This is a genomic window from Mobiluncus sp. (genome assembly GCF_034180645.1).
Lineage (GTDB): Bacteria > Actinomycetota > Actinomycetes > Actinomycetales > Actinomycetaceae > Mobiluncus.
The window spans coordinates 104,708-127,191 of sequence record NZ_JAXFNY010000010.1; the positions used below are offsets into that span (position 1 = coordinate 104,708).

The following is a 22,484-nucleotide window of genomic DNA, read 5'->3' on the forward strand; positions in this document are numbered from 1 at the left end:
GAAATACCGGGCGGAGGCATTTTTGGCTCCACAGCATCCACAGTGTCCACAGTGTAAATACCCGCCTCTGCGGATTGGTGAGGTAGAGTTCACGACACCCATTGCGTTAGCGCCGATGGCGGGGGTGACGAATGCGCCGTTTCGCGACTTGTGTGCGGAGTTTTCCCGTCAAGGTCTGCCACCGGAGTTTGCTTCCGCGTCCCGCCTGGGCGGGGCATCCGGGACGCTTCGCGGCGTCGAGGGAATGTTTGTCAACGAGATGATTACCGCGAAAGCACTGTTGATGGACTCGGCGCGCTCGTGGATTATGGCGCAATCCGGGCCGGGGCAAACTGTTCGAGTGCTGCAGCTTTACGGGGTTGTAGGGGCCGACCTGGCCCGGGCGGCTCGTGAACTCATCATTCGGGACCTAGTTGATGTTATTGATTTGAATTTCGGTTGCCCGGTTCCGAAGGTTACCCGCAAAGGTGGGGGAGCGGCTCTGCCGTGGAAAACCGCGTATTTTGGAGACCTTATCGGTCAGGTGGTGAGAGCGGCACAAGGGGCGTCAAGAGAGGCCGGACGCAGCGTGGACGTGCCGGTCACCGTAAAAATCCGGGTCGGGATTGACGAGGCTCACGAAACGTTGCTGGACGCGGGGCGGGCCGCTCAGGACGCAGGGGCAGCTGCGCTCACGCTGCACGCTCGCACCACGAACCAGTATTATTCCGGGCACTCTGATTGGTCGCGGATTGCCGAACTGGTCGACGCGTTGGACATTCCCGTGTTGGGCAACGGTGATGTGTTTTCCGCCCAGGACGCGCTGGAAATGTTTGCGCAGACCGGGTGTGCGGGCATCGAAATTGGCCGCGCTGTACAAGGCCGGCCCTGGATTTTTCGTGAAATCACGGCAGCTTTGTGGGGCCAGCCGATTCCTGCGGGACCGACCTTGGGCGAAATTGCTGCGATTATCCTGGCTCACGCCCGCGGCTTGGTGGAACATTTCGGCAACGAACCGGCGGCTCTGCGGGATATGCGCAAACACGTGGGGTGGTACTTGCGAGGTTTCAACCTGGGCGGAGCTACTCGAGCGGAGCTGACCCGCATCGAAACGTTAGATGACCTGGAAAGTCGCCTGCACGACCTTGTGCAGTCGCTGGACCCGAACACGCCGTACCCGCAAGCTGCCACCGGAAAACATGGACGTTCTCGCGCCCAGCGTCACGTCAAGCTGCCCGAAGGCTGGCTTGACACCCGCGAAATCGATGATGCAACCGCGCGCATACTTCACTTGGGGGAAGACGCGGCGGATCCTTACGGCGCCTAGTCAGCTGGGTCTATTGTTCGTGCAGTGAGTGCAGCTCAGCTAGTCTAGAAGCAAATTCCTCTATAAGGTTGCCTTGATTCAACTGGCCGTGTTGCTGCATTGCCCAGGCGCGCCGATACGGAATTCCCGTGAAATCATGCGCTGAAATCACATTAGCTGTTTCTGGTGGAAATAAATCCTTTCCGCGGGCCTCAATAGCTTGCAGTAGCTTTTGGCAATCTACTTGAAAACTTGGTTTTTTCGTGAATATATAATGGGCTCGACCGAGAGAATCATCTACCTCCACATTTGGCGAGTTTACGACCGCTGCGGAAACTACACTCCATCCAAAGGGGATTCCAATAACGCCTCGAAAAAGGTCGCTAATAACGTATTCATTGCAATATTTTGGCAGGGCGAATCCACTCGGCTGACGCACGGATTGATTCTTGTGGTTTAGGAAATTATCGACGTGCGCTCGCATGATTTCTGTGACGGTGTCAAAATTAATCGCATCAGTGTTCTGGAGATAACGTCTTAGTTTCCAAGTGTAGACCCCAAGGTTGCTGAGCGTGGTAAAGGCCTCCCGCCAGGAAAAATTTGACCGCAGGGGCTCCAGACGGGAATCCAAGTATTCCTTGAGCTGGCTTTCGCGGGTAATAGGCCGAGTCATATCAGCATAAGGCCAATCCGAATCCCTGGCGATATCCATCACCGGGTAAATAGTAGGGAACTCGCTGGTTTCAACGGATTCCATCACTTCTACATCATGCCAGCCAAGCAAATCGGCTATGTCAAGAAAATCCAACATGATTGTCGCTTATGCTGGGCGGGCTGAATTAATCCAATTCGGGCATAACGTTGGTCCTTGGCAATAGGCGGTAATCAAACCCTGAATCTGTCCTGGTGGTAGCCATATGCCCTTATTCCATGTCTGAGCCAGGATATCGCCTTGACCATTACCAGAACGGGAGTCAAAAACAGTTCTTGTTTTCATGGCATATTCTCCTTACCCGGGTTTTGAAGCCTGTTCTGTATGGGGGTATTTTACAAACCTCCATGCTCACTTTGCATCAGACGGTTTTGTAAGAACACCGACAAATGTAGGTGTTATATGGTGAAACCTGGATTGGGTCGGTAAGGTGGAAGTGTGAATGAGATTGGGGTATATCCGGCAGACGTGCATGAACGCTTTGTGACCGAGACGCATAAACGCGGGCAACGCAGCGATTTTGAGCGCGACCGGGCGCGGATACTCCATTCCTCCGCGCTACGCCGGCTCGGTGAAAAAACTCAGGTATTGGGGCCGATTGCCAATGATTTTTCGCGCACGCGCCTGACTCATTCCCTGGAAGTCGCCCAGGTAGGGCGCGAACTTGGCAAGGGCCTGGGGTGCGACCCGGACGTGGTCGATGCGGCTTGCCTGGCTCACGACTTAGGGCATCCGCCCTTCGGACATTCCGGGGAGCGAGTGCTCAATGATTTAGCCAAGGATATTGGCGGGTTTGAGGGTAACGCCCAGACGTTGCGCCTGGTGACCCGCCTGGAGCCGAAAGTCGTCAGTCCCCAAGGTCAGTGGGTGGGGTTGAACCTGACCCGCGCCACTCTCGATGCCATCGCGAAATACCCTTGGCTACGTGGTGAGGGACCCTATGGTGCGGATTCCCCCAAGTTTGGGGTTTATGCCGAAGACCGGGACGTTTTCCAGTGGCTGCGCACCGGCGCCCCCGAGAATCACCGCTGCATCGAGGCTCAAGTTATGGACCTCGCTGACGACATTGGCTACTCAGTCCACGATGTCGAGGACGCGGTGGCCCTCGGGTCAGCCAGCTTGGGAGACCTGGAAAGCGAAAGAACTTTTGTTGACGTGGTTGACATCACAAGGCGTTGGTACGCGAGTTCTTTCGGACCGGGCAAGTTCAGTGCGGACGATTTGGCGGCCGCCCACGAAAGGCTGCGTCAAATGCCTTTCTGGCTGACCGAACCGGTGGCGGATTACCGTTCTCAAGCCGCTTTAAAAGACCTGACGTCCCAGCTCATTGGGAGATTCGCGTTAGCCTGTCACGACGCTACCTGCCAACGATACGGAGAACGCCCTCTGGCTCGCTATGACGCGGACGTAATCGTCCCCCTCGAAACCCAAGCGGAAATCCTGTTGCTCAAAGGCATCGCCGTGTATTACGTCATGGCGCCCCGCGAAACCACTCATGACCACTTGACGCAACAACAAATGCTCTCCGACTTGGTGTGGGCACTACTGGAGCAGGAAGCCACCGGGCAACGGGTCTTGCAGGAGCCTTATCGAGCCGAGTGGCTGCGCGCGGAAGAGCATCATCTGGGTCGAGACGCCGGACGCCTCCGGGCAGTAATAGACCAGGTAGCGAGCTTGACCGACCTGTCGGCAGCCGCCTGGCATGCCCGTTTAGTGGGGATGATTACCCAACCCGTCTGACCTAAAACTTAGGCTAGTATGATTGCATGGCTTCCAAGTTCGACCCTGATGACCTGCAAAAGGTACGCGAAGCTATCCCCATTGAGTCGGTGGTCAGCGACTATGTGAGCCTGCAGCGTAAAGGCAGTTCACTGATGGGCTTGTGCCCGTTCCATGACGAAAAAACGGCGTCTTTTAGTGTGACGCCGGTGCGCAATATGTGGCACTGCTTCGGTTGCGGTGAGGGCGGGGACACCATCGACTTTGTACAGCGCATCGAGGGGCTGACTTTCCCCGAAGCTGTCGAGTTTTTAGCCGCGAAAGCCGGAATCACGATGCATTACGTAGAGGGCGCGGCCGTCACGAAAGAGCACGTGGAGCCGGGGACACGGCAGCGCCTGTTGGAATGCAACCAGGTAGCGCAGGACTTTTTTGTATCCCAACTCGTGTCGCCGGGGGCAGGGACGGCGCGAAATTTCATCGAAGGGCGAGCTTTCACGTCCCAAGACGCCGCCCGTTTTGGCATGGGCTACGCCCCACCCGGCTGGAACAACCTCACCGATTACCTCCGTTCGAAAGGCTTCACCGATCAGGAAATCGTGACGGTCGGTCTGGGTAAACGGGGGCAACGCGGCATCTATGACGTGTTTCGGGATCGAGTTATGTGGCCTATCAAAGATGCGACCGGAGCCATACTGGGTTTCGGCGGGCGGCGTTTAGACGATTCAGATCCGCAAGTCCCGAAATACATCAACACCCCAGAATCCCCGATTTATCACAAATCTTCGGTGCTCTACGGTCTGGATTTGGCGCGGCCGAACATCGGTAAAGAGCGGCGCTGCGTCATAGTCGAGGGCTACACCGACGTGATGGCGGCGCATTTGTCCGGCATCACCACCGCGGTCGCGACCTGCGGTACCGCGTTTACAGACGAACACGCGAAACAGATTCGCCGGTTCATTGGGACTTCCGCGGACAGCGCCTCCTCGTTGAAGCTACCTGGCGGCCTGCCTCCACGTGGTGGAGAGGTCATCTTCACTTTTGACGGTGATGCCGCCGGGCAAGCCGCAGCTCTCAAGGCTTTCCGCACTGATCAGGACTTTGCCTCCCAGGCTTTTGTGGCAGTCGCTGACGATGGTTTGGATCCCTGTGATTTGCGGATGCAGCGCGGTCCCGGAGCGGTTCGCGACCTGATTGAGAGTCGCCGACCCCTATTTGATTTCGTGTTGAAAACCATCATCTCTAAATATGACTTGGAAAGCCCCGCAGCCCGCATCGAAGCTATGCGCGCGGCAGCCCCAGTGGTGGCGGAAATTCGCGACAAGGCATTGCGAACCGAATACGTGAAGCAACTGAGCGGCTGGTTGGGGGCTAATGTCAGGGACACCTGGTACGCGGTCAATGAGGCTTGGAAACGGATTCGTGCCCAGCAGCGCGCTGGCGCCAGCTCCGACCGGTCGTCACGTTCGGGACCGGGGGGACCCGGCAACGCTTCACAAGGTAGTGGAAACGGCGTCAATCCCGCAAACCTGGCCGGTGGTGCCGCGGCGGGCTCGACCCAGATTTTTCCGCAAACTCGGCTGGACCCGGCGGTGGACACCGATCCGATTTGGCGGGTGGAACGTGATGTGCTGATAGCAGCTTTGCAGTTTCCGGGTTTAGCTGCCCAGACCGCTTTTGACGCGTTGGATCCGCAGAGTTTCACCCAACCCACTTTGCGCGCCATCTTTGAAGTCATCGCCGCGATTGGAGGCGCCGAGGAATATCAGCGCCTAGCTGAGGCCGCCCAAGCAGCGGGTGAACCAAATCCGGGAAATCTGGCTCTGAACCGGTGGGCTGCGGCGGTGAAAGCCCAGGCCGGCCCTGTTTTAGTGGGGGCGTTGACTAACCTAGCGACCCGTCCGGCTCCCCTGTATGAAACGAATCAGTCAGCCCAGGAAACCCAGTCCGCGGCGGAGTCTTGGGTGAAAAACGCGGTGGAATCCATGGAACGCAAAGGTCTGAACGCCAAAATCGCCAGCCTGAAAGCCCAATTGCGCCGTCTCGACTCCAACTCGCCGGAAAAGCCAGAAGTTTTTGCCAAACTCATTGATTTGGAAAACCGAATGCGCGAACTAAACCCCGAATTCTGACCTGTTTTATGTACCCGTGCGGGCAGATCCACACAATTTGCGACCTTGCGCCATAGTCCGTACAAGCGCCGGGATATCTCAAAGTTAGGGAAGATTATCGGGACTGCGACCTAAAAACCGGACGCCGGATAGCGCAGTTCTAGTTGTGCCAAGGGCAGTTGCCCCGGCGCAGACTGGGGACCACCCACCGTGACAAAAGTACCCCAGTTACCCATCTGTGGACCCGCTAAACGGGTGGGCTGGCCCAGTTCGCCCATCCCAATCAAAATCGTGGGTCTGTGGGTCAGCAGGAAAGTGGTCTTGCCGCCTTGCTGGAGATTTGCCAGTTGTTGGGGGGTTCGCGGAGAAAAAGCTGCCTTAGACACGTCCGCTCCCAAGTTGAGCTGATAAATTAGCAGGTCACTGACTTCCTTCTCGCTGTTTGGGGAAGGCTCCCAACAGTGACGGGACAGGATGACGCCCGTACCGTTGGCGTGAATGTTACGCAACAGGCTCCCCAACCGTTTCTCATTGTCCTCTTGCGCGTGGGGATCCTCGGCCGCGGCGGCGGCTTGTTCCGCAGTCATGCTAATGAAAGGATAATTCGACTCGACATCCACCCAGTCGGCGCACTTCGCGGCCTGCGCCACGAGGCGTTCATAAACTTCCGTGGTAATAGAGACGGGTCCTCCCTCGGTCCGGAAAGTCGCCAAGATAGGGCGTTTGACCTGTTCGCGAGCCTGCCGGAGGAGGTTTGCGACTTCGGTAAAGTCATGTTTCGTGCCTTGGAAACATCCGCGGGACAGCCACGCCCCATCCAAACGAATCTCGACCAGTTCGACTCGCGGATGCATATCGCGGATGAGCCGTTCATAGCCCAGCATCCCCGGATTCACCGAGGTTATAAAAGTGGGCCGGCGCCAATCCGCAAATAATTCCGTCATGGTTCGATTTTAGCCCGGGTGGCAATCCGAAAGTTGCGACCCTGACTATTGAACGGGTTTGTTGAGCGTGGAACCAAGGCGAGACAGGCCGTAAAGCGGCAAGTTGAGGGTGCTTTCGCCGTGCCCGAATTCGGCAGGGGAAACGCGCACGCCGAGGGGTAATTCGTAGCGTTTCATGAACGCGCCCAGGGAACGGGCTCTTTGCTTGGGTGCGGATTTCACCTCGAGCGGGATGACTTTGCCGCCGTGTTGCAGGACAAAATCAACCTCGCCACTGGAGGCTTCGGCTGACCAATAGCGGGGCTCCCAGCCGGTCGCAACGAGCTCCTGGCAGACGAAGTTTTCCAGCAGGGCACCCTTGAACTCGGTGAAAAGACGGTTTTCCTTCAAGACGGTTTCACCGTCCAAGCCGCTTAAGGCGCCGAGTAAACCGGTGTCAAAGACGAACAGTTTGAAGGCATCACGGTCGGTGTATCCGCTCAAGGGCAGCTTTCCGGCCTTAACGCGATTTATCCGCAGCAACAGCCCGGCATCGGTGAGCCACTGGATGGCTTCCTCGTAACCGCGGGCGCGCGCCCCAGTACGCACCGCAGAGTACACGAATTTCTTGTTCTCGCGGGCAAGTTGGGCGGGGGTAGAATCCCAAATCAGTCGGATGCGTTCAGCCAAGTGTGAGCCCGCGTGGGTGGAAAAATCCTCCCGGTAATCGCGCAGTAACTTCAGCTGCAGGTTGCGCGCCGCCATGTAATCTCCGGTGTCCAGGAAGGTTTGGACGACTTCGGGCATTCCGCCCAGAAAAAAATACCGGCGCAGGTAATCCATAAATATGGCTTGTAGAGGGGAAATCAACGTCCAATCATCGCTGTCCAGGGCGCCTACCATCGGGCCCTCGCCCGAGGCTTGCAGGAATTCGCGGAAAGTGAGCGGGTGAATGTTCAGGTAATCAACCTTACCCACCGGCCAGGACACGCCCTGATGCATCGAGACACCAAGCAGGGAACCGGCGGCAATAACCGGAACCTCGGGGTGTTCTTCCTGAAAGAATTTCAGGGCAGTCAAAGCCCGAGGGGTGGCCTGGATTTCATCGAGAAAAATCAGGGTGTCCGGGGTGCCAACCCGTTTGCCACTCAGAAGGCTCAGCGCATCCATGATTCGCGCCGGATTGAGTCGTTCGTTGAAAATGCTGCTGGCAGTTTCGTCATAGAGCAGGTGAAAGTAGGCGACATCGCGGAAATACAGGCGTCCGAACTCGTTTATCAACCAGGTCTTACCGACCTGGCGGGCACCCTGGACAATCAGGGGTTTTCGGGCTGGGGTGTTCCGCCAAGCCACGAGTTGCTGCATGGCGTCGCGTTCCATACTTGCCCTCCTTGAGTGCGTTGAAAGCCATTTATTTGGCATTTAATCGGATTTTACCACAGGTTTTGTGGCAAAAAATTATTTTATTTGTTGTAAAACTGGCATAATTGCTGGCTGTTCGCAATTCCGCAAATCTTGTCGTGGTTGGGGGACGTACCGAATCGTCGAAAATGCAACCCAAGGAAAGCGACGCAGGACGAGTGAGGTACTGAGCCGGAACGAAGTGGAGGCTCAAGTTATTCCGAGGCCGCGGAGCGGGAACGTTTTTTCTTTAGTCAGGCTTGCGAAAATCAAAACATAGCTCTGAGGCCTGATGAGCTGGAATCCTCCGGTTTAAAGCCTTACAGGGGAGAGCGACAAAGCCGGGGCGTTAGAATCAAAACGCACAAAAACACCAAAGCAAAGGGGCAAAAGTGGCCGATTTTTTCTATGCTGATATCCTGCCGCACGGTGAGGACACTTATACATACCGCAAACTGACCAGCGAGGGGGTTAGTGAAGTCGAAGGGCCGGATGGCGCCAAATTTTTGAAAGTTTCGCCAGACGCGCTGACCCTGCTGGCCGAGACCGCGTTCCACGACATTTCCCACTACCTGCGTACCGCTCACCTGGAGCAGTTGCGCAAGATTCTCGACGACCCGGAGGCGTCGGGCAACGACAAATTCGTAGCGATGGACCTGTTGCGTAACGCAAACATCGCGGCAGCGGGGGTTCTACCCATGTGTCAGGACACGGGCACCGCCATTATCAAGGGTGAGCGCGGTCAGCACGTGTTGACTCCCGGCCCGGATGAAGAAGCGCTGTCCCGCGGGGTTTACAACGCTTACACAAAGCTGAACTTGCGGTATTCCCAAAACAGCCCCCTTTCTATGTACGAGGAAAAGAACACCGGGTGCAACCTTCCGGCGCAGGTGGAGCTGTATGCCGAGACTGCCCCGGGACACGAAGCGGAGTACCGTTTCCTGTTTATGGCCAAGGGTGGCGGCTCGGCCAACAAGTCCTACCTCTACCAGATGACCAAGGCGATTCTTGACCCTGAACATATGATGCAGTTCCTGGAGGAAAAGATTCGTTCCCTCGGCACGGCTGCCTGCCCGCCCTATCACTTGGCAATCGTCATCGGCGGCACTTCCGCGGAATACACGCTCAAGACCGCGAAGTACGCTTCGGCGCACTACCTGGACGGCTTGCTCACCCACGGCGGCGAACAGGCGCAAGGGTTCCGCGACCTCGAGATGGAAGCGGAAGTCCTGGAACTGACCCGACACATGGGCATCGGCGCCCAGTTCGGCGGTAAGTATTTCTGCCATGACGTGCGGGTGGTGCGTCTGCCGCGTCACGGCGCTTCCCTGCCGGTTGCTATCGCGGTTTCCTGCTCAGCCGACCGGCAGTGCGTAGCAAAGATTAACAAGGATGGGGTGTTCATCGAAGCCCTGGACACCGATCCGGGACGTTTTATGCCCGACCCCACGACCGCGGAACTTGGCGGGGACGAAGCGGTTAAGATTGACTTGAACCGCCCGATGAAGGACGTCCTTGCTGAACTCACCAAGTACCCCATCAAGACCCGACTTTCCCTGACCGGAACCCTCATCGTGGCTCGTGACATCGCTCATGCCAAACTCCGCGACCGTCTGGAACAGGAAGGTGACCTGCCCCAATACTTCAAAGACCACCCGGTTTACTACGCGGGTCCAGCGAAAACCCCCGAGGGAATGCCTTCCGGGTCATTCGGGCCGACCACGGCTTCGCGTATGGATCCCTATGTGGATCTGTTCCAAGCCCACGGCGGCTCGATGATTATGCTGGCCAAGGGCAATCGTGGCCAGGTCGTCACCGACGCCTGCCGCAAGCACGGTGGTTTTTACCTCGGTTCTATCGGCGGTCCCGCCGCGGAGCTGGCCGCCCATTCCATCAAGAAGGTCGAGGTGCTGGAGTACCCCGAGCTCGGCATGGAAGCTGTGTGGAAGATTGAAGTCGAGGACTTCCCGGCTTTCATCGTGGTGGACGATAAGGGAAACAATTTCTTCGAGGGCTTGGACAAGGTAGTGCTCACCTTGAAGGTGCCGCCAAAGAAGTAGTCATCATCGGTTTTCTAGGGCGGGCGCCTCGGGGGAGTTAATCTTCGGGGCGCCCGTTCTATAGGTGCAGGTTGTAACGCTATACGGGTGATTAGTGGTGAAAATGCCCCCAGAACGTGAATGCACCCCTGGATTAAATATGGGGCTAAATACACGGATAAAAACAACTTCCATGCGATACACTTTTTATCGTCCAACTCATGAACCCATGAGCTGTGTGTACAACGAAGTATTCGCGGAGGGTTTTTTACGATGATTATTGGTGTACCCAAGGAAATTATGAGCGGTGAAGAGCGCGTGGCTGCTACCCCGGAAACGGTGGCAGATATGGTCGGGAAGGGCTTAACCGTCCTGGTCGAAACCGGTGCTGGGGAAGGTTCCTTCTTCCACGATCCGGAGTATGTCTCGGCCGGAGCTGAGATGGTTAGCGATCCGGAAGAAATCTACCAGCGGGCGGACCTGATTTTGAAAGTCAAGGAACCGCTGTTCAACGAGGCCAAGGGTCGCTCCGAAGTTTCGATGATGCATAAAGGTCAATACTTAATTACGTTTATTCACCCGGCTGCTCCACCCAACCACGAGATGGTCAAGGAGATGGCGGCGCAGGGTGTTATTTCGCTGACTTTGGACGGTGTGCCGCGTATTTCTCGGGCACAAAACTTGGACGCCCTGACTTCGATGAGTACGTGTGCCGGGTATAAAGGCATCCTGTTGGCGGCGAACTACCAGCCGTCCTTTATGCCGTTGATTCACAGCGCTATCGGACGGATTGACCCGCTGAAGGTGCTGGTCGTCGGGGTAGGCGTGGGCGGTTTGCAAGCCCTGGCTACCGCGAAGCGTCTGGGTGCCGTGGTGCACGCTGCCGACATTCGCCCGATGGCATCCGAACAGGCTACTTCCCTGGGTGCCAAGCCGGTCGAACTTGGGGTAGACCCCGAGAAGGCTATTGGTGAAGGCGGCTATGCCCAGGCCCTGCCGGAAGATGAGCTGGTCAAAGAGCGTGCCGCTCTGGCTAAGGTAGTTCCTGACATGGACATTATCTTTGCTTCGGCGCTGGTGCCGGGCCATTTGGCTCCACGACTCATTACCGAAGATATGGTGAAATCCATGAAGCCCGGTTCGGTCATCGTGGATATTTCCATTGACCAAGGCGGCAACTGCGAAATCACGCCTCCGGGCAAGGTGGAAGTCAAGCACCACGTCACCCTGGTGGGAATCAAGAACATCCCCGGTATGCTGCCGAAGAGTTCGACCTTCATGTTCGCCAAGAACATTGCCAACTTCGTGGACTTCCTGGTCAAGGACGGCCAAATCGTCCTGGATCGCAGCGATGAAATCATCGCCAAGACCCTCACGACTATCGACGGCGAAATCGTTCACGTTGGTGCGCGCGAGGCGATGGGCCTGGCCTAAAGACCTGAGATTGTGACGATTGGAGCGGTCGGCCGGTCAACGGTGAGGTCGCCCTAATCGATGCCTCGGGGCGGTGGCGGATATATTCGCCACCCCCGCTTGGCAATATTTTTATGAAATTCCTAACAAAACCGTAACCCAAGGAGAAAATCGATGACTCCCTTCCAAGGCGTGTTATTGGTCGTGCTGGTGGTGTTTACCCTGGTCGGCTATAAAATCATCAGCCATGTTCCCAGCCTTTTGCACACCCCGTTGATGAGCGGGATGAACGCCTTTTCCGGCGTGACCGTGCTGGGGTGTCTGAGTGCGGCCGCGTTAGCGGTGAGTCTGGGGTCAAAAGCGCTGGGCTTGCTGGCGGTCGCGCTGGCGATGGTGAATATTGTCGGCGGGTTTGGGGTCACTGACCGGATGCTGCGGATGTTCGATAAGAAACACAAGCCCATCGCCGGTGGGGGCACTCAGGCTGGAGAGGGGGAGTAGTCATGTATAACACCTTGAATCTGGTGGGGGCGCAAGGCCCGAATAGTCTCCTCTACTATGCCGTCTCGGTAGTGCTGGTGATACTGGTACTGGTCGGATTAAACATGTTGTCAAGGGTGCAGACGGCGGTGCGCGGCAACCTTCTGGGCGCTTTGGCGATGGCTTTGGCTATCGTGGCGACACTGTGGAACTTCGGAATCCTCAGCGCTGTCGAACTTTACATAGCGATGCTGGTCGGGGCGTTATTCGGGGTCATCATCTGGCGTAAGACCAAGATGATTCGGATGCCGCAAACCGTGGCTCTGCTCAACGGATTGGGCGGCATGGCCTCGATGCTCGCCGGAGCCCTAGCCTTGACCGGGCATGCTGATAACAATGCTTTTGCCCAGTTCACGGCTGGTTTAGCGGTTGCTGTTGGTGGTGCTACCTTCTTTGGCTCCCTGATTGCGGCAGGTAAACTGCATCAAATCCTGGATCAGCACCCCAAGGTGCTTCCCGCGCACTCCGTGTGGGTGGGTCTGAGCCTGGTCGTCAGCCTGGGTGCCGCTCTGGCTTACGTTTTTCCACCGTTCAGCAGTCCGGGTGTGGCGCAAACGGTGTTGCTCATCGTCCAGATTGTGGCCGCCAACCTGTTTGGCTACCTGCTGGCGGTGCGGGTGGGCGGAGCCGACATGCCCATCACAATTTCCCTGCTGAACTCCCTGTCCGGGGTGGCGGGAGCCATCGCCGGCTTGGCCATCTCTGATCTGCTGTTGGTGGCTATCGGAGCCATCGTGGGGGCTTCCGGTCTGCTGTTGACCCAGATCATGTGCCGGGCGATGAACCGCCACCTCATGGATATTTTGCTGGGCAAGACTTCCGTCAGCACCGCTGCTGCCGCCGACACTCCCACAACGTCAACTGAAGCTGAATCGGAAAAACCGGACGAATCGGCTGGTGAGAGCAAGCCCGACACTAGCGACACCGCTTCTGCCAGCGCACCTGCACCTGCAGCGCCTGCCGTAGACCCTGAAGCTGCCTTCTCCGACTGGGTAGAGAATGCCCAGCGCGTCATCCTGGTGCCCGGCTACGGCATGGCTCTGTCTCAAGCCCAAGCCCAGGTCAAACGCCTGTTGGACTACCTGGAAAAGGCCGGAAAGAACGTGGACTTCGCAATTCACCCGGTGGCGGGCCGGATGCCCGGACACATGAATGTACTGCTGGCCGAAGTTGACGTGGACTACGAAAAGCTGCGGGAAATGAAGGACATCAACGATGATTTCGCGACCGCGGATTTGACCGTAGTCGTTGGGGCTAACGATGTGATGAACCCGGCGGCCAATACCGCTGAAGGAACCCCAATCTACGGGATGCCCGTGCTGAACGTGGGGGACTGCGCCCACGTGGCCATCTTTAACTTCGATCTGAAACCGGGCTATGCCGGGGTGGAAAACCCGCTGTATGCCCGGGCTGAGACCGAACCGGACCGGGTGCTGATTTTCCAAGGCGACGCTAAGGAAACCTTGGGGGCACGGCTGGACGCAATTGGGGCGCCGCCTGCACTTGAGTTGTATTAGTTCCTGAATTTGAGCCGGATTCCGCGAGTATGACGAGCCAAAAACCGGGCGCTCCGAGGATTCGGGGCGCCCGGCTGGTTTGCAGTTCTAGATTGAGTTTTCCGCTGCGGACTGTGCGGTCTTCATAATGTGAGCGTCGAGAGTCTTTTTGGAAGGAACCCCAAACAGCAAAAGCACGCCGAACAGCGACACTATGGTATAGAACCAGAACAAGCGGATAAATCCCTTATTGAGCTCCAGCTGGAACGTAGATTCGATAGTGTCCGCGTGAGCATCGATGTCCTTAAGGTAATCCTGGCGAGCTTGCTCCAGGGCTGGCGGCACAAAGCCCATCTGTTCCTTCATGGTGTTGCCTTGCTCGTCGAACGTGTAGTTTGCCAGTTCCTTGGACCGCTCCACAATGTTGGTGACGTCCGCGCTCTTGAGGCGGTTCATCAACTCGCCAGGTACATTGGCCATGGAAAATCCGGGGTCAATTGTGTCCTGGGACGGGACAGAGGGCTGAGAACCATTGCCGGTGTTCCCGGAAAGCATTTGGCCCATGCCAGAGTCTTGATCCCCAGCAGTTGACATTCCGCCGGGGGCTGCGGGCATAGCGGCGGACATGGCGGACATATCCGGTTTTGGCATGACTTCCATGACCTTCCCGGACAGGCCGCCCATAGCGGTGGCGAGTAGCCCGACCATGATAGCCGGAGCTAGGGTGGTAGCCAAGGACCGGGTCAAAGACAGAGTTGCCTGACCTGTGTTCGCGTCACGGCTGGGCACCAGGTGCAAAATCAGGTAGGTCAGGGGTGCGCCCATCAGGAATCCCAGCCCGAAGCCCATAAAAAAGATGGATACGGAAGTGGAGATGATTCCAGGATGCGGAGAGGCCCAGAAAATCAGCAATAAACCGGATAAAGCACAAATAGTGACTCCCAGACCAAGTACCGCTCGCGGGCCGCGCTGGTCAGTCAGTCGTCCAGATATTGGTGCTCCAAGTCCAGAAGCTAGACCGATGATGATTGTGGGATACCCCCCATCGCCGGTAGCCATGCGCATAGAGTTTTCAGCAAACTGGGGAATGAACATGACGGTCATCATCAAGGTGCCAGCCACCATGCCGAGGAGCAAAGTGACCCCGACCGGGATATTCGCGAAATAATCAAAGTTGATTAAGGGGTCGTGGACTCGATGCTCGGTAACCCAGAACACTACGCCTGAAATCGCAAAAATCAGCAGGGAAACACGGACGTTGGCATCTTGGAAGGAATTGCTGATATCTGTGAAATCCAAGTGCTGGAACATCCACAAGAGGGCGGTGATGGTGACCACGATTAAGACGGTGCCAGGTATGTCTAAGCGGCGGCCCTCTTCGGTGCGTTCGTGGTCTAAGAACAGCGCCCCCAAAACTACTACGGCCAGGGCAATAGGCACGTTGATGTAAAAAATCCATTGCCAGTTGTCGGTACCGGCAATATCCATAATCAGTGAACCGGCTGAACCCCCGATAACTGAGGCCACGCCGTAGACCATGCCGACCATGCCCAGAGCCATACCTCGCTTTGCCGGAGGAGCGATGGTACCGGCCGCGGCGGTGGCGACCGGCATCATACCGCCGCCGCCCACGGCTTGCACCACGCGGGAGGCCAGCAGCAAGCCGAAAGATTGAAAGTCTTGGGCGAGTCCACATCCCAGTGAACCGATCCCGAACAGGGCGATAGCCAGCACATATATTGGCTTGCGCCCCAACACGTCGGCCAGTTTGCCGATAACGGGGATGGCGATGGCGTAGGCCAGAGTATAAATCGTAAAGACCCAGACACCTGCCTGGTCGTCGACCCCCAAGCTGTTTTGAATGACGGTACGCGCCGGATTCACGATGCCCATGTCCAAGGCACCCATGAAAATTCCTGCCAGGTACAGCGCCAGAATTAATCCCCAGTGCTCTGGCGCGGTGTATTCAATCGAAGCTAAATCGTGGGGATTTTCGTTGCCATTTTGCGATTTCGCCTCGCTGTGTGTTGCGGCAGTCTCGGATTCATCGAGGGTATTAGTCAATGTCATGAAATTAATTATATTGATAGTTAAGAAACTGAATCAAATTTTAAGCTCGTTTCAATAGTTACGGCGACAAAGGTCGGTTTCACTGGGGGTCTGGAGACTCTGAGGTACCCGATTGTGGGGTTTTTGTGTGGTGAGAATCATCAATCTGGTCGATGAATTCCGCCAGCATTTCCGAGAACTGCTTGATTTCCTCGTTAGAACGGTTGGCAAAAACGCCACTGAAATCCTCGTTCACGGAACCGACAAAATTATGCCCCAGCATGTCTCCAGATTCCGCGATGCGCAGCACGGCCCGGCGGCGATCCTCCAGGTCCGTCTGCCTGCTGATGTATCCCAGGTTGACCAAGCGGTCCACTAGATAGCTGGCGGCGGCGCGAGTAATGTGCAAACCATCGGCGAGTTCCGAGGGGGACAGGGGCTTTCCGGCTATTTCGGAGCGCCAAATCAGCAACAGACCATCGCCGTCCTTGCCGTGCATTCCCAAGTCGGCTGAGATATTGGCAATCAAATTGTTGGCGGAAAACACCAGGCGGTGGAACTCGTAAACCAGCTGTTCACTCAGAGCCGCGCGTTCCTTATCGACCTTATCAACCTCACTCATGCTATTCAGTATATTGACAGTTAAGCGATTTTAACTAAAGAAGCTAAATCAGACGTACGACTTGGCGGGCAATCGCCAACTCCTCGTTGGTGGGTACGACCAGCACCAGCACTTTTGAATCATCGCTAGAGATGCGCCAGATGGCTTTGGAACGGTCACGATTTTCGTTACGTTCGCGGTCAATCTTGACCCCGATGAACTCGAGTTTTTCGCACAAGCGCCGCCGGGTGCGGTCATCGTTTTCACCAATGCCGGCGGTGAAAGTCAGCACGTCCAAGCCGCCCAGCTCAAAAGTGTAGGCACCAATGTACTTTAGCAAGCGCTGCTGATAAGTCTGCAGAGCCAGCAGAGCGTCGGAGTCGCCCTCGTCGCGGCGTTTCCAGACATCACGCATATCGTTGTCTCCGCACATGCCTTTCATACCGGATTCCTTGTTGAACAGGGTGTCAATGTCATCTACGCTCATTCCTTTGCGTAGCAGGTGGAACACCACAGCCGGGTCGATGTCGCCGGTACGGGTGCCCATGACCAAGCCTTCCAGGGGCGTCAACCCCATCGAGGTGTCCATCGGTAGCCGGCCAAGTTCCGCGCAGGCGGACGCGCCATTTCCCAGATGCAGGGTAATTTGTTTCACGGTGTCATCGCCCAGGTAGTCGCAGACCTTGTTGGCTACGAATTCGTGAGAAGTCCCGTGGGCACCGTAGCGGCGGATGTGGTAGTCATGCGCTACCTGCTTATTGAGGGCGTAGCTACGGGCTTTTTCGGGCAGGCCGGTAAAGTAGGCGGTATCAAAAACGGCCACGTGTGGCAGGTCAGGCCACAGCTCCATAGCGGTGTCGATGCCAATGAGGTGCGCGGGGTTGTGCAGCGGCGCCAAGTCGCACAGTTCCTCAATCTTGGCGCGAACATCATCATTCACGATGGCCGGTCCCTTGAAATGCCAGCCACCCTGGACGATACGGTGACCAAAACCGGATAAATCCACGTGCTGTAAGTCAGGTCCGTGGGTCGCGAACATCTCGATAATCCTGGTCAAGGCTTCCTTGTGGGTCGGAAGAGGGAGAGCCTCGCTGAACTTGTCCGCATGGACTTCGTGGGTAACTTCCCCCCGGTCAGTGCCGATGCGTTCCGCTTGGCCCTTGGCCAGGACGTCACCGCTGACAGGTTCGATTAGCTGGTACTTCAGTGAGGAAGAGCCGGAGTTAATTACAAAGATAGTTTGATGGCGCATAGTGATTGTTCTTTCTTCTTTTCACAAGGACGGTCGCGGGGTTGCTTCCCTCGGGAGGTTAACCTTGGGCTTGGATAGCGGTAATGATGATGGTGTTGATGATGTCATCCACGGTGGCTCCGCGCGACAAGTCGTTGACCGGGGCGTTTAGCCCTTGCAAGATGGGTCCTACCGCCAGCGCGCCGCTGGTGCGCTGCACTGCTTTGTAGGTGATGTTTCCGGCATCGAGATCCGGAAAGATGAACGTGTTTGCGTGTCCGGCAACGGGGGATTGGGGAGCTTTTTTGGCAGCTACTGACTCGACTACCGCGGCATCGAACTGGAGCGGACCATCGATAGCTACTTCCGGGGCGGCGGCCTGAGCTTTCGCGGTGGCATCCCTGACCAGGTCAACCAGTGGACCCGAGCCGGAGTCAATCGTGGAATAGGACAACATGGCAACTTTCGGTTCCAAGCCAAACTGAGCTGCGGTCTGGGCCGAAACAACCGCGATGTCCGCCAGCTGCGCAGCGTCCGGGGAAATCGTGACCGCGCAATCCGAATACACGTCACAGTGGTCATCGAAAACCATGAGGAAAGCTCCCGAAACCAATTTCACTCCCGGCTGGGTCTTAATGACTTGCAGTGCGGGTCGAATGGTGTGGGCGGTAGTGTGGGCCGCTCCAGACACCATTCCGTCGGCGTCGCCGCAGACAATCATCATGGTGCCAAAGAAAGAAATATCTTTCAAAGTTTCCTTTGCCTTGGCTTCGTCCATGCCCTTGTGCGAGCGCAGCTCCACCAGTTTAGCGGTGTAGCGGGCCAGCTTTTCAGCATCGTCGAGGGAGACGATTTCGGCCGCGGAGAGATCCAACCCGAGCGCGGAGGCTCTAGCCTGGACGGTGTCCTGGTCTCCCAGCAGAACCAAGTTAGCAATGCCCTTCTGGAGGATGTGTGCGGCAGCTTTTAAGATGCGCTCATCGTCAGATTCTGGCAGCACGATTCGTTTCCGGTTTAAAGCAGCTTTTTTAGCCAGTTTGTTGAGGAATGAGGCTTTGAAGTCGCTCATGTCCAGCTCCAATTCTTTTCTCAGGGTTTTGAAAGCCCGATGAAATCAGGCTAACTCTAACGATAATCCTACTAACGTTTTTCGCTGAGGGGTTTAACTTTTGAATCGGTAATCCGTGAAAACCTGACCAGAGAACAGTGTCGGGGTGTAGCCTTAAAAAATCTGTGCAAGCCAGCTGACATATTCAGAAAGGAAGCCGCATGTCCGGTCGTGTGACTCTGCCTATTGAGAACGGAATGGATGATGAAATCCGCCAGATAGCCAAGCTTTGGGGAGCTGACGCGGTACGTAACTCAGATGGAACAAAGCTGCCCCCCATCACTTCTGAACTTGGGGCGAAGGTGTACGAAACCTACTTCGTGGGACGCGGAGACAATGAGTGGGCTTATGCCCATCCCCAGGATAGGCCACAAATTTTCCTGATGAGTCAACGTTGCCCCGCTTTAGGCGATGAACCGCTGCATATCTCTGTCATGGATGGTTACCTGGATAAACAGGTTGAGCCGGATGTTCAAGCTGACCTCCAGCGTTACTGGCAGGTGATTGATCGCACCACCGGGGAAACCCTCCCTTCTGAAAAATGGAGTTTGGCAGGAAAGGGAGCGGACACCCAGGTGCGCATTGAAAAACCTGCAGTTGGGCACGTTTATACGGTAGACTTCCTGGCTTGGCAAAACTGGGATCCGGTGCAAATGTATAACTACATCACGAATCACTGGGAGGACGATCCTCAGCGGATTCGCGAACAGCCCTACGATATCCGCAACCCAGAAACTTGGAAATATGCCCAAGCCCACATGGATAAATGGTTAAAAGACCATCCCCATGTGGATGTGGTGCGATTTACGACCTTTTTCTATCAGTTCACCTTGGTCTTTAACAATCGAGAAAAAGAAAAAATGGTCGATTGGTTTGGCTATCTCGGATCTGTATCGAAGCCAGCCTTGGCTGAGTTTGCAGCCAAATACGGGTATGAGCTAACTCCCGAAGATTTTGTTGACCAGGGCTATTACAACTCGCCCTTCCGGCTGCCTCGCATGCAATTCCTCAATTGGATGGAATTCCTGGGTGAATTCGTCACTGAGCGGGCGCGCATTACGGTGGACAAAGCCCACCAGGCCGGCAAGGAAGCCATGATGTTTCTGGGAGATCATTGGATTGGAACCGAACCCTACGGGGATGATTTTCCTTCCATAGGTTTGGACGCGGTCGTGGGTTCGGTTGGCTCGGCGGCGACTTGCCGAATGATTTCGGATATTCCCGGTGTTCGCTACCACGAGGGACGTTTCCTGCCCTACTTTTTCCCGGATGTGTTTTTCGAGGGAGCTGACCCCGTTCCCGAGCTAGAGGCGCGCTGGTCACAGGCTCGGCGTGCTATTGTGCGTAATCCTTTGGACAGAATGGGATATGGAGGTTACCTGTCCCTGCCGGTGAAATTCCCGAAGTTTGTTCAGCGAGTCTCTGAAATAACCGATGAATTCCGCTCACTGCATGAGGTGAGTGGGGGAGCCAAGCCAGCGGTGTCCACGATTAAAGTCGCGGTATTAAACGCTTGGGGTAAAAAGCGCTCGTGGATGACATCGATGGTGGCGCACGCCAAGCCCTATTTCCAAACTTATGCCTATGAAGGCGTGTTGGAATCACTGGCGGGACTGCCCTTTGCTGTGAGTTTTATTAACTTTGACGATGTGTTGCGCGGAGCTCTCGATGACGTTGATGTGGTGATTAATGCCGGTCAGGCAAACACAGCATTTTCGGGGGGCGATTACTGGGCCAGACCCGAAATTTCCGCTCGGATTCGTGAGTTTGTTGCTGGTGGTGGCGGTTTCATCGGTGTCGGTCAGCCCAGTGCGTGTTTCGTGGCGGGAAGTGGAACGTTCTTCCAGTTGAGCGATGTTCTGGGGGTGGATCAGGAAGTAGGGTGGACTCTGTCTACGGACAGGTACGTTAACGTAGCGGATACTCACTTCATCATCGAGGGCTTTGACGCTTTGGATCAACGTAGCCGAGGTCGAGGCTTGAAAGAGTTTAACGTGCTTGAACTGGAACCTCAGCCTCAACCTGGACCAGAACAAGCTTTACTTGATATTGGTCCCGGAGTCGGAAGTATCGTTCCTACCGGTGCTGAAATCCTGCAGTTTATAGACGGTTCAGTTGACTTGGGTGTTCACGAATATGGTCAGGGCAGAGCAGTTTACTTTGCGGGGTTGCCCTATAACAGTGTGAACTCGCGATTGTTGCATCGGGCGATTTATTGGGCTGGTCATGGGGAACAGCGAATTACCGAGAACTACCTGGCTGACAAGCCTGAGGTAGAGGTCGCCTTTTATCCTGAGGTTCACAAGGTCTTCGTGTATAACAACTCTGACACTGAGCAAACCGTTAAGGTGATGGGGGCAAATCCTCTCCAAGTTACTCTGGGGGCGCGAGCATCTCGCTGGGAAACTGTTTAAATTTTCCAGAAACCCTACCCAAGCGGGCACAAACTATGGTTATATTAATCTGTGGTTACCTTAACCATGCTCCAAGATAACCGAGGAAGGTAGATTAAATATGCAATTAACGTCTAAACTGCGTTTCGCTGCGGTTTTTGCGGGTGTTGGTGCACTAGCTCTGACTGGTCTCACCGCGTGCTCGTCCGGAGGGGATGCAAAGGGGGGCAACACGGATGCTTCCGGTGAACCGGTAAAGATTAAATATCTGCACCGTCTGCCAGACGGGGAAGGCATGACCAAGGTCGATGACGTGGTCGCCCAATGGAATAAAGATAACCCAGATATTCAGGTCGAAGCTGTGAAGTTTGACGGCAAGGCTCAAGAGCTGATTAAGAAGCTGGAGACTGACGTTAAAGCTGGTACGGCACCGTGTTTGGCTCAGGTTGGCTATGCAGATTTGGCTGAAGTTTATGTGAAGCAGCTGGTAGAGGATGTTTCCGGGGAAATTAGCAACTACCGTGATCAGTTTGCTGCCGGTTCGCTGGATTCCATGAGCATCGACGGCAAGTACTTTGGTCTGCCTCAGGATACCGGTCCGCTGGTTTACTTTTACAACAAGGCTGCCTTTGAAGAACTCGGTTTGACTGTGCCGACCACGGCTGACGAGTTTGTTGAGACCGCAAAGAAAGCCGCCGAAAAGGGCAAGTTTATTGTTGACTTCCAGACTGACGAGGCCGGCAACATGCTTCCGGCGTTGAGCGCAGCTGCTGGCGATCAATGGTTCACCATTGATGGCGATGCATGGAAGATCGATACCGCTGGAGCCGGTTCAGCTAAGGTGGCTGACTTCTGGCAGAAACTGCTTGACGCTAAGGCGACCGCTACGGTACAGCGTTGGGATGCAGAATCTTGGAAGGCAGCTTTGAACAGCAACCTGATTGGCACAATCGGGGCAGCTTGGGAAGCTCCGCTGTTGGCTGATGATATGGCGGGCACCGACAACGAAGGCAAGTGGGCTGTGGCTCAGCTGCCAGCTTTCGGTGATGCTGCCGCTTCTGGTCCGGACGGTGGTTCCGGTGTGGCTGTTATCAAGGGTTGCGCTGCTCCGGCAGAAGCTATGAAGTTCAATGCTTGGTTCAACACACAGATTGATGCGCTGGTATCTCAGGGCTTGGTGGTTGCTGCCAACGGCACCATGACTACTCCTGAAAAGGTTTCGGCCTTCTATGGAGGTCAAGATGTGTTTGCGGAACTGACCAAAGCTAACAGTGCTATGAAGCCGTTCACCTACATTCCTGGTTGGTCGGCAGTACAGGCAAACGCTGAAGTTGCTGCTAAGGCTGCGGACGGCTCCGGTAAAGTGGCTGATATCTTTACCTGGAACGCGGATACCGCCAAGGCTACGTTGACCAATCTCAATTTGACTGTTTCTGACAAGTAGCGCTTTTCCTCAATAAGGA

General features: G+C 55.8%; 16 protein-coding genes. 9 read left to right on the forward strand and 7 right to left on the reverse strand.

Going from position 1 to position 22,484, the window contains the following annotated elements; translation table 11 throughout:
• Positions 1 to 22 precede the first annotated feature (22 nt).
• The gene (gene dusB, locus SPI05_RS04440; RefSeq protein ID WP_321076497.1) at positions 23 to 1,306 is read left to right on the forward strand and encodes a tRNA dihydrouridine synthase DusB; all 1,284 of its coding nucleotides are present in this window, start codon (positions 23 to 25) and stop codon (positions 1,304 to 1,306) included.
• Positions 1,307 to 1,316: 10 nt separating this feature from the next.
• On the opposite strand, the gene SPI05_RS04445 is transcribed toward dusB, so the two are convergent.
• Positions 1,317 to 2,096 (reverse strand): hypothetical protein, encoded by a 780-nt coding sequence (locus SPI05_RS04445; protein WP_321076499.1) that lies wholly within the window; start codon positions 2,094 to 2,096, stop codon positions 1,317 to 1,319.
• Between the two features lie 339 nt (positions 2,097 to 2,435).
• On the opposite strand from SPI05_RS04445, the gene SPI05_RS04450 reads away from it, so the two are divergent.
• Both SPI05_RS04450 and dnaG read left to right on the forward strand, forming a co-directional pair.
• Positions 2,436 to 3,737, forward strand: coding sequence for a deoxyguanosinetriphosphate triphosphohydrolase (locus SPI05_RS04450; RefSeq protein WP_321076501.1), 1,302 nt, complete (start codon positions 2,436 to 2,438; stop codon positions 3,735 to 3,737).
• Between the two features lie 26 nt (positions 3,738 to 3,763).
• Positions 3,764 to 5,848, forward strand: coding sequence for a DNA primase (gene dnaG / locus SPI05_RS04455; protein WP_321076503.1), 2,085 nt, complete (start codon positions 3,764 to 3,766; stop codon positions 5,846 to 5,848).
• 110 nt (positions 5,849 to 5,958) lie between these two features.
• Here the strand turns inward: dnaG and SPI05_RS04460 are convergent, their stop codons facing one another.
• Positions 5,959 to 6,771, reverse strand: coding sequence for a type I 3-dehydroquinate dehydratase (locus tag SPI05_RS04460; RefSeq protein ID WP_321076504.1), 813 nt, complete (start codon positions 6,769 to 6,771; stop codon positions 5,959 to 5,961).
• Between the two features lie 45 nt (positions 6,772 to 6,816).
• The gene (locus tag SPI05_RS04465; protein ID WP_321076506.1) at positions 6,817 to 8,130 is read right to left on the reverse strand and encodes an ATP-binding protein; all 1,314 of its coding nucleotides are present in this window, start codon (positions 8,128 to 8,130) and stop codon (positions 6,817 to 6,819) included.
• Positions 8,131 to 8,543: 413 nt separating this feature from the next.
• Between SPI05_RS04465 and SPI05_RS04470 the strand changes: the two genes are divergently transcribed.
• From SPI05_RS04470 to SPI05_RS04485, 4 genes are all read left to right on the forward strand, one after another.
• Positions 8,544 to 10,211 carry a fumarate hydratase gene (locus SPI05_RS04470; protein WP_321076507.1) on the forward strand — a complete coding sequence of 556 codons (1,668 nt, stop codon included), beginning with the start codon at positions 8,544 to 8,546 and terminating at the stop codon, positions 10,209 to 10,211.
• A gap of 252 nt (positions 10,212 to 10,463) precedes the next feature.
• Positions 10,464 to 11,624: an NAD(P) transhydrogenase subunit alpha gene (locus SPI05_RS04475; RefSeq protein WP_321076509.1), complete on the forward strand. Its 1,161-nt coding sequence runs from the start codon at positions 10,464 to 10,466 to the stop codon at positions 11,622 to 11,624.
• Between the two features lie 153 nt (positions 11,625 to 11,777).
• The gene (locus tag SPI05_RS04480; protein WP_321076511.1) at positions 11,778 to 12,104 is read left to right on the forward strand and encodes an NAD(P) transhydrogenase subunit alpha; all 327 of its coding nucleotides are present in this window, start codon (positions 11,778 to 11,780) and stop codon (positions 12,102 to 12,104) included.
• Between the two features lie 2 nt (positions 12,105 to 12,106).
• Complete coding sequence (locus SPI05_RS04485) at positions 12,107 to 13,660, forward strand: NAD(P)(+) transhydrogenase (Re/Si-specific) subunit beta (protein WP_321076513.1); 1,554 nt, start codon at positions 12,107 to 12,109, stop codon at positions 13,658 to 13,660.
• A gap of 87 nt (positions 13,661 to 13,747) precedes the next feature.
• Here SPI05_RS04485 and SPI05_RS04490 read toward each other — a convergent pair whose 3' ends face one another.
• The 4 genes from SPI05_RS04490 to pta form a co-directional block, all read right to left on the reverse strand.
• Positions 13,748 to 15,709, reverse strand: a complete 1,962-nt coding sequence (locus SPI05_RS04490; RefSeq protein ID WP_321076515.1) for an MFS transporter — start codon at positions 15,707 to 15,709, stop codon at positions 13,748 to 13,750.
• A 79-nt stretch (positions 15,710 to 15,788) separates the two neighbouring features.
• Positions 15,789 to 16,310, reverse strand: coding sequence for a MarR family winged helix-turn-helix transcriptional regulator (locus SPI05_RS04495; RefSeq protein WP_321076516.1), 522 nt, complete (start codon positions 16,308 to 16,310; stop codon positions 15,789 to 15,791).
• Between the two features lie 43 nt (positions 16,311 to 16,353).
• Entirely contained in the window at positions 16,354 to 17,541 is a 1,188-nt protein-coding gene (locus SPI05_RS04500) for an acetate kinase (protein ID WP_321076518.1), read from the reverse strand.
• 58 nt (positions 17,542 to 17,599) lie between these two features.
• On the reverse strand, positions 17,600 to 18,589 hold the full coding sequence (pta, locus tag SPI05_RS04505) for a phosphate acetyltransferase (protein WP_321076520.1): 990 nt from the start codon (positions 18,587 to 18,589) through the stop codon (positions 17,600 to 17,602).
• Positions 18,590 to 18,789: 200 nt separating this feature from the next.
• On the opposite strand from pta, the gene gnpA reads away from it, so the two are divergent.
• Positions 18,790 to 21,042, forward strand: a complete 2,253-nt coding sequence (gene gnpA, locus SPI05_RS04510) for a 1,3-beta-galactosyl-N-acetylhexosamine phosphorylase (protein ID WP_321076522.1) — start codon at positions 18,790 to 18,792, stop codon at positions 21,040 to 21,042.
• A gap of 100 nt (positions 21,043 to 21,142) precedes the next feature.
• Complete coding sequence (locus tag SPI05_RS04515) at positions 21,143 to 22,465, forward strand: extracellular solute-binding protein (protein ID WP_321076524.1); 1,323 nt, start codon at positions 21,143 to 21,145, stop codon at positions 22,463 to 22,465.
• Positions 22,466 to 22,484 lie beyond the last annotated feature (19 nt).

What these genes read in the sequence shown, in the direction of transcription:
- pta (WP_321076520.1), bottom strand. Translation starts at nt 18,589, where the DNA reads ATGAGCGACTTCAAAGCCTCATTCCTCAACAAACTGGCTAAAAAAGCT.
- SPI05_RS04475 (WP_321076509.1), top strand. Translation starts at nt 10,464, where the DNA reads ATGATTATTGGTGTACCCAAGGAAATTATGAGCGGTGAAGAGCGCGTG.
- SPI05_RS04460 (WP_321076504.1), bottom strand. Translation starts at nt 6,771, where the DNA reads ATGACGGAATTATTTGCGGATTGGCGCCGGCCCACTTTTATAACCTCG.
- SPI05_RS04500 (WP_321076518.1), bottom strand. Translation starts at nt 17,541, where the DNA reads ATGCGCCATCAAACTATCTTTGTAATTAACTCCGGCTCTTCCTCACTG.
- SPI05_RS04445 (WP_321076499.1), bottom strand. Translation starts at nt 2,096, where the DNA reads ATGTTGGATTTTCTTGACATAGCCGATTTGCTTGGCTGGCATGATGTA.
- SPI05_RS04480 (WP_321076511.1), top strand. Translation starts at nt 11,778, where the DNA reads ATGACTCCCTTCCAAGGCGTGTTATTGGTCGTGCTGGTGGTGTTTACC.
- SPI05_RS04515 (WP_321076524.1), top strand. Translation starts at nt 21,143, where the DNA reads ATGCAATTAACGTCTAAACTGCGTTTCGCTGCGGTTTTTGCGGGTGTT.
- gnpA (WP_321076522.1), top strand. Translation starts at nt 18,790, where the DNA reads ATGTCCGGTCGTGTGACTCTGCCTATTGAGAACGGAATGGATGATGAA.
- dnaG (WP_321076503.1), top strand. Translation starts at nt 3,764, where the DNA reads ATGGCTTCCAAGTTCGACCCTGATGACCTGCAAAAGGTACGCGAAGCT.
- SPI05_RS04485 (WP_321076513.1), top strand. Translation starts at nt 12,107, where the DNA reads ATGTATAACACCTTGAATCTGGTGGGGGCGCAAGGCCCGAATAGTCTC.
- SPI05_RS04490 (WP_321076515.1), bottom strand. Translation starts at nt 15,709, where the DNA reads ATGACATTGACTAATACCCTCGATGAATCCGAGACTGCCGCAACACAC.
- SPI05_RS04465 (WP_321076506.1), bottom strand. Translation starts at nt 8,130, where the DNA reads ATGGAACGCGACGCCATGCAGCAACTCGTGGCTTGGCGGAACACCCCA.
- SPI05_RS04495 (WP_321076516.1), bottom strand. Translation starts at nt 16,310, where the DNA reads ATGAGTGAGGTTGATAAGGTCGATAAGGAACGCGCGGCTCTGAGTGAA.